Origin of the sequence: Prevotella corporis DSM 18810 = JCM 8529 (assembly GCF_000430525.1) — a bacterium.
In the GTDB taxonomy this organism is placed as follows: Bacteria; Bacteroidota; Bacteroidia; order Bacteroidales; family Bacteroidaceae; genus Prevotella; species Prevotella corporis.
The window spans coordinates 1-5,186 of the sequence record NZ_AUME01000070.1; the positions used below are offsets into that span (position 1 = coordinate 1).

At 45.0% G+C, this 5,186-nt stretch carries 3 protein-coding genes; 2 read left to right on the forward strand and 1 reads right to left on the reverse strand.

All coding sequences use genetic code 11. From position 1 onward, the window contains the following. Nucleotides 1–31 precede the first annotated feature (31 nt). A complete protein-coding gene (locus tag H515_RS0110180) occupies nucleotides 32–412 on the reverse strand; it encodes a hypothetical protein (protein ID WP_028901916.1) in 381 nt (126 codons plus the stop codon). Nucleotides 413–732: 320 nt separating this feature from the next. Here H515_RS0110180 and H515_RS0110185 point away from each other — a divergent pair, with 320 nt between their 5' ends. Further along, nucleotides 733–2,703, forward strand: coding sequence for an ABC-F family ATP-binding cassette domain-containing protein (locus tag H515_RS0110185; RefSeq protein ID WP_025878108.1), 1,971 nt, complete (start codon nucleotides 733–735; stop codon nucleotides 2,701–2,703). Between the two features lie 196 nt (nucleotides 2,704–2,899). Continuing rightward, nucleotides 2,900–4,933, forward strand: a complete 2,034-nt coding sequence (locus tag H515_RS0110190; RefSeq protein ID WP_025878110.1) for a M13 family metallopeptidase — start codon at nucleotides 2,900–2,902, stop codon at nucleotides 4,931–4,933. The last annotated feature ends 253 nt before the right edge of the window (nucleotides 4,934–5,186 follow it).

The following is a 5,186-nucleotide window of genomic DNA, read 5'->3' on the forward strand; positions in this document are numbered from 1 at the left end:
GATACACCGGGAAACTCCTCACGCAGCGCCGTTACTGTTTGGCACCATCTTTTTTTAAGATGCTGATACCCTCCTCGGATTCGGCTATCTCTATGAGTTTCTCATAGGCACGGCTGCGCATCTTCTCCAAAGACAATGCGTGTTGGAGGTTCACTATCTTCTGGCGCAATATCTCATTGTCTGTCAAATTCGTTTCTTTATGAGCCATACGATACCTCAGGATTACTTCCGAGGGCAAAGATAACGATTTTGAATCAATGGGCCAACGTTTCAGCCATTGGAACATTGAACCACTAGACACATTCCACTTACGCAATATGGACGCTTGAGAAGAACCGCTAGAATAATAATCAATTAACACTTGCAGCTTGAACGAATAAGAAAATTCGCGCGGGGTTTTACGTTTTGTCATAATTTCTTACTTTTTTTATAGTCAGAATTGTGACAAGCTAAATCCGTATAAGACACTTTTGTCTCTATTTTCTTATCGCGTTGTATTTCAGTTAGTTAAGCGGTTTCGCTTAATCGGCGCTTTGTAAATATTTTTTCACTGTTGAAACTTCTTCCGAATTAGAAATGAAGACATTGTCATGATTTCGTTAAAATTGTTTGAAAGAATGCCAAACAAATGTGCCCGTTTTTCGATTAATTATGTATATTCCATATATTAAGTTGGGATTTGTCAGGAATAAATTAGTAACTTTGCACGACATTTAATATCTGACGTAAACGATGATTTCAGTAGAAGGTTTGAAAGTTGAGTTTGGCATTAAGCCATTGTTCCATGATGTCTCATTCGTGGTGAACGAGCGTGACCGTATTGCCCTTGTGGGCAAGAACGGTGCTGGTAAATCCACTATGCTCAAGATACTCTGTGGAATACAAACACCTACTGATGGCGTGGTGGCCATTCCCAATGATACCACTGTCGGTTATCTGCCGCAGGTGATGAAGCTCTCCGACGATACCACAGTGAAGGAAGAAACGCGCAAAGCATTCTCTGGAAATACGGCGATGGAGGACAAGTTGAAGAAGATGCAGCAGGAAATGGCCGATAGAACCGACTACGAGAGCGAGAGCTATGCCCAACTCGTGGAGAAGTTTACGCAAGAACACGAACGATACATGATGCTTGGAGGCGAGAACTATGAGGCTGAGATTGAGCGTACACTTACCGGTCTTGGCTTCTTGCGCTCCGATTTTGACAGACCTACGAAAGAGTTTTCGGGTGGTTGGCGCATGCGAATTGAATTGGCGAAGATTCTGCTTCGCCGTCCTGATGTGCTCCTGCTCGATGAGCCTACCAATCATTTGGATATCGAATCTATACAATGGCTCGAACAATTCCTTGCCCAAAGTGCCAAAGCCGTGGTACTGGTTTCCCACGACCGGGCATTCATCAATAACGTAACCAACCGCACGCTGGAAATCACCTGCGGGCGGGTGGAGGACTATAAGGTGAAGTACGATGAGTATGTCGTGCTGAGAAAGGAACGCCGCGAGCAACAGCTTCGGGCTTACGAGAATCAGCAACAAGAGATAGCTGACATCAAAGCCTTTATAGACCGATTCCGATATCAGGCCACAAAGGCTGTGCAGGTGCAACAGCGCATCAAGCAATTGGAAAAGATTGTTCCGATAGAAGTGGACGAGGTGGATAATTCGGCCATGCGCTTGAAGTTCCCACCTTGTTTGCGAAGTGGCGATTATCCTGTGATAGCTGAAGGTTTAAGCAAGGTTTACGCCCAACAGGATGGGAATGGCGATGAGCTTCTTGTATTCTCCGATGTCGATATGACTATCAAGCGAGGCGAGAAAGTGGCTTTTGTTGGTAAGAACGGTGCCGGAAAATCCACTCTTGTGAAATGTATCATGGGCGAGATACCTTTCGACGGCCATCTGAAGGTGGGCCACAACATACAAATAGGCTATTTTGCTCAAAATCAGGCGCAGCTTCTTGATGAAGAACTGACCATCTTCCAGACTATCGATGAGGTGGCAAAGGGCGACATGCGCTTGCGGATTAATGATTTGCTGGGAGCTTTTATGTTTGGCGGGGAGACATCCGAAAAGAAAGTAAAGGTGCTTTCGGGAGGAGAACGTTCTCGTTTGGCAATGATTAAGCTATTGCTCGAACCAGTAAACCTCTTGATACTTGATGAGCCTACTAACCATCTGGACATGCCTTCTAAGGAAGTGCTCAAGGATGCTATCAAGGCTTTCGACGGTACGGCTATTATCGTTTCGCATGATCGTGAGTTCTTAGACGGACTTGTTGACAAAGTCTATGAGTTTGGAAACGGAAAAGTCCGCGAGCATTTAGGTGGAATCTATGATTATCTGCGGGCGCATAATGCGGAAAGTATCAATGACGCAATAAACTCTTTGGGCCCAAAAACGTCTAACAAACCGAGTACTGCGAATGCGCCATCTTCCGATGTCCCAAATGGTAAGCAACAGTATGCAGAGCATAAGGAACAACAAAAGAAAATTCGCAAGGCGCAGCGTTTTGTTGAGGAATCAGAGAAGAAGATAGCAAAGATGGAGGCACGTAAGGCGGAGCTTGACGAGCTTTTGATGAATCCACAAAATGCCAGTGATATGCAACTTGTGACCGAATACACTGAGATCCAGAAGGGGTTGGACGAGGAAAATGACCGCTGGCTGGAACTTTCGGAGGAATTGGAAAGTCTTATCCAATAATCTTTCCAATGATTTAAAGTGGGAAATAACTATAATTGACGAGTGATTATATAAAGAAATAATATCAAAAAAGTAAGTATAATGTAAATAAGTCCTATCGGATTGATCATCCACAGCCTTTTCATTAATAGGAGGGAGGCCAGGGATGAAGACATCGGTCAGCGTTCGAGGGCTTTTTATTCTAAATCTTTTAATTATGAAAATCAAAGCAATGTTACCAATGATGATGATTGCATCTGTCCCATTGGTTAGTATGGCTCAGGGCCAGGCTGGTATTAGGGAGACTAATCTGAATAAGTCTGTACGGCCAGCCGATGACTTTTATCAGTTCGCTACTGGCGGATGGCAGAAGAACAATCCGCTACCAGCAGCGTTTTCTCGTTTCGGATCTTTCGATCAGTTACAGGAGGACAATAACAAGCGTATCAACACTATTCTCACAGAGCTGTTGAAGAAGAAAACAAAGCAGGGAACGATAGAGCAGAAGTTAGGCGATTTCTATAAGCTCGCCATGGACTCAGTTCGTCGTAACAAAGAAGGTGTTTCGCCATTGATGCCGTTAATCAACGAGATGGAAGGTGCTAAGACCTTGGCCGACCTTCGAACAATCCAAACCAAGTATGTCATCCATGGCTATGGTGTCCCGATGGGTTACAGCTTCGATGCTGATGAGAAGAATGCAAAGATGAATATCCTCAATATATACCAGGGCGGATTGACACTCGGACAGAAGGATTATTATCTCGACAATGATAAAGCGACGGCTGATATCCGTAATGCCTACAAGCAACATATCGTGAATATGTTCAAGCTCTTTGGATTCACACAGGCGCAGGCTGAACAAAAGCGTGATGCTATCGTACGTTTCGAGACCTCATTGGCACTCATTTCAAAGAGCAGAACGGAGCTTCGCGATGCCGAAGCCAACTACAACAAGATGACTTTGGCTCAATTCAAGGAAAGCTACCCTAACATCCAGTTGGAGAAACTTGCCAAAGCTGAAGGCGTCAAGTCTGAATACATTCAGGAAATGGTCGTTGGTCAGCCTGCATTCCTTGCTGGTTTGGACAAACTTACCGAAACAGAGACTGCAGATGAGCTTCGTGCCCGTATGGAGTGGGATGCCATATGTTCAGCTTCTGGTTATCTGAGTGATGACGTTCGTGCAGAGTCTTTTAATTTCTTCAGCAAGACTATGCGCGGAACCAAGGAGGATTATCCTCGTTGGAAGCGTGCTACTTCTCAGGTGGAGCGCCAGATGGGCGAGGCCTTGGGCAAGATTTATTGCGAGCGTTACTTCCCAGCAAGTAGCAAACAGCGTATGGAGGAACTTATAAAGAACCTTCAGACAAGCCTGGCTGAGCGTATCAATGCACAGGAGTGGATGAGCGAAGCGACCAAGAAGGCTGGTCTTGAGAAACTCTCAACCTTCTATGTGAAGGTGGGTTATCCCAACAAGTGGAAGGATTTGAGCAAACTTACTATCGACCCATCTAAATCATATTATGACAATGTGATGAATTGTCGTAAGTTCTGGAGCAAACTTGAAATCGAGGAAAAGGCTGGAAAACCAGTTGATAAGGATGAGTGGTACATGACTCCCCAGACCGTTAATGCTTACTACAATCCGACAACCAATGAGATTTGTTTCCCTGCAGGCATCCTCCAGTACCCATTCTTTGATCCTAAGGCCGACGATGCCTTCAACTACGGTGCTATTGGTGTGGTTATCGGGCATGAGATGACTCATGGATTCGATGATCGCGGCCGTAATTACGATAAGGATGGCAACATGAAGGACTGGTGGACAAAGGAAGATGCTGCCAAATTCAAGGCACTTACCGATCCATTTGCAGATTTCTTCAGCCATATCAACGTGTTACCAGACCTGAAAGGTAACGGGCGTCTCACTCTTGGCGAGAACCTTGCTGATCATGGAGGTTTGATGGTGGCATTCAACGCATTGAAAAATGCAACCAAGGGCAAGAAGGGAAAGAATTTACTGGGCTTCACACCAGAGCAGCGTTTCTTCCTCGCTTATGCTGGTGTTTGGGCAGCTAATATTACCGATGCTGAAATCCGCAACCGCACAAAGAGCGATCCTCACGCATTGGGCGAATGGCGTGTCAACGGTGCTTTGCCACACATTAACGCATGGTATGAGGCATTCAACGTAAAACCTTCAGATAAGTTGTATTTGCCAGAGGAACAGCGTCTGAACCTTTGGTAAATGATAAGGGAGCTGGGAACGAATGACTGCTGAAACCCATTTGCAGGGCTTTGATTTTGTTCCTTTCGCCCATTAAAATACAACCAGGAACGTGTTGAAGTAACTCTTTAACACGCTCCTTTTATTTATATTCTCTTGCAAATCGGGCAAGACATGTTTGGGCTCAGTAGAAAATCAATGGGGATAGGCATATAGTTTTGCAATTCTGAATAAAAAGAACTTCTTGTCTGCCACTCCTCTTAGATTGGCTCGG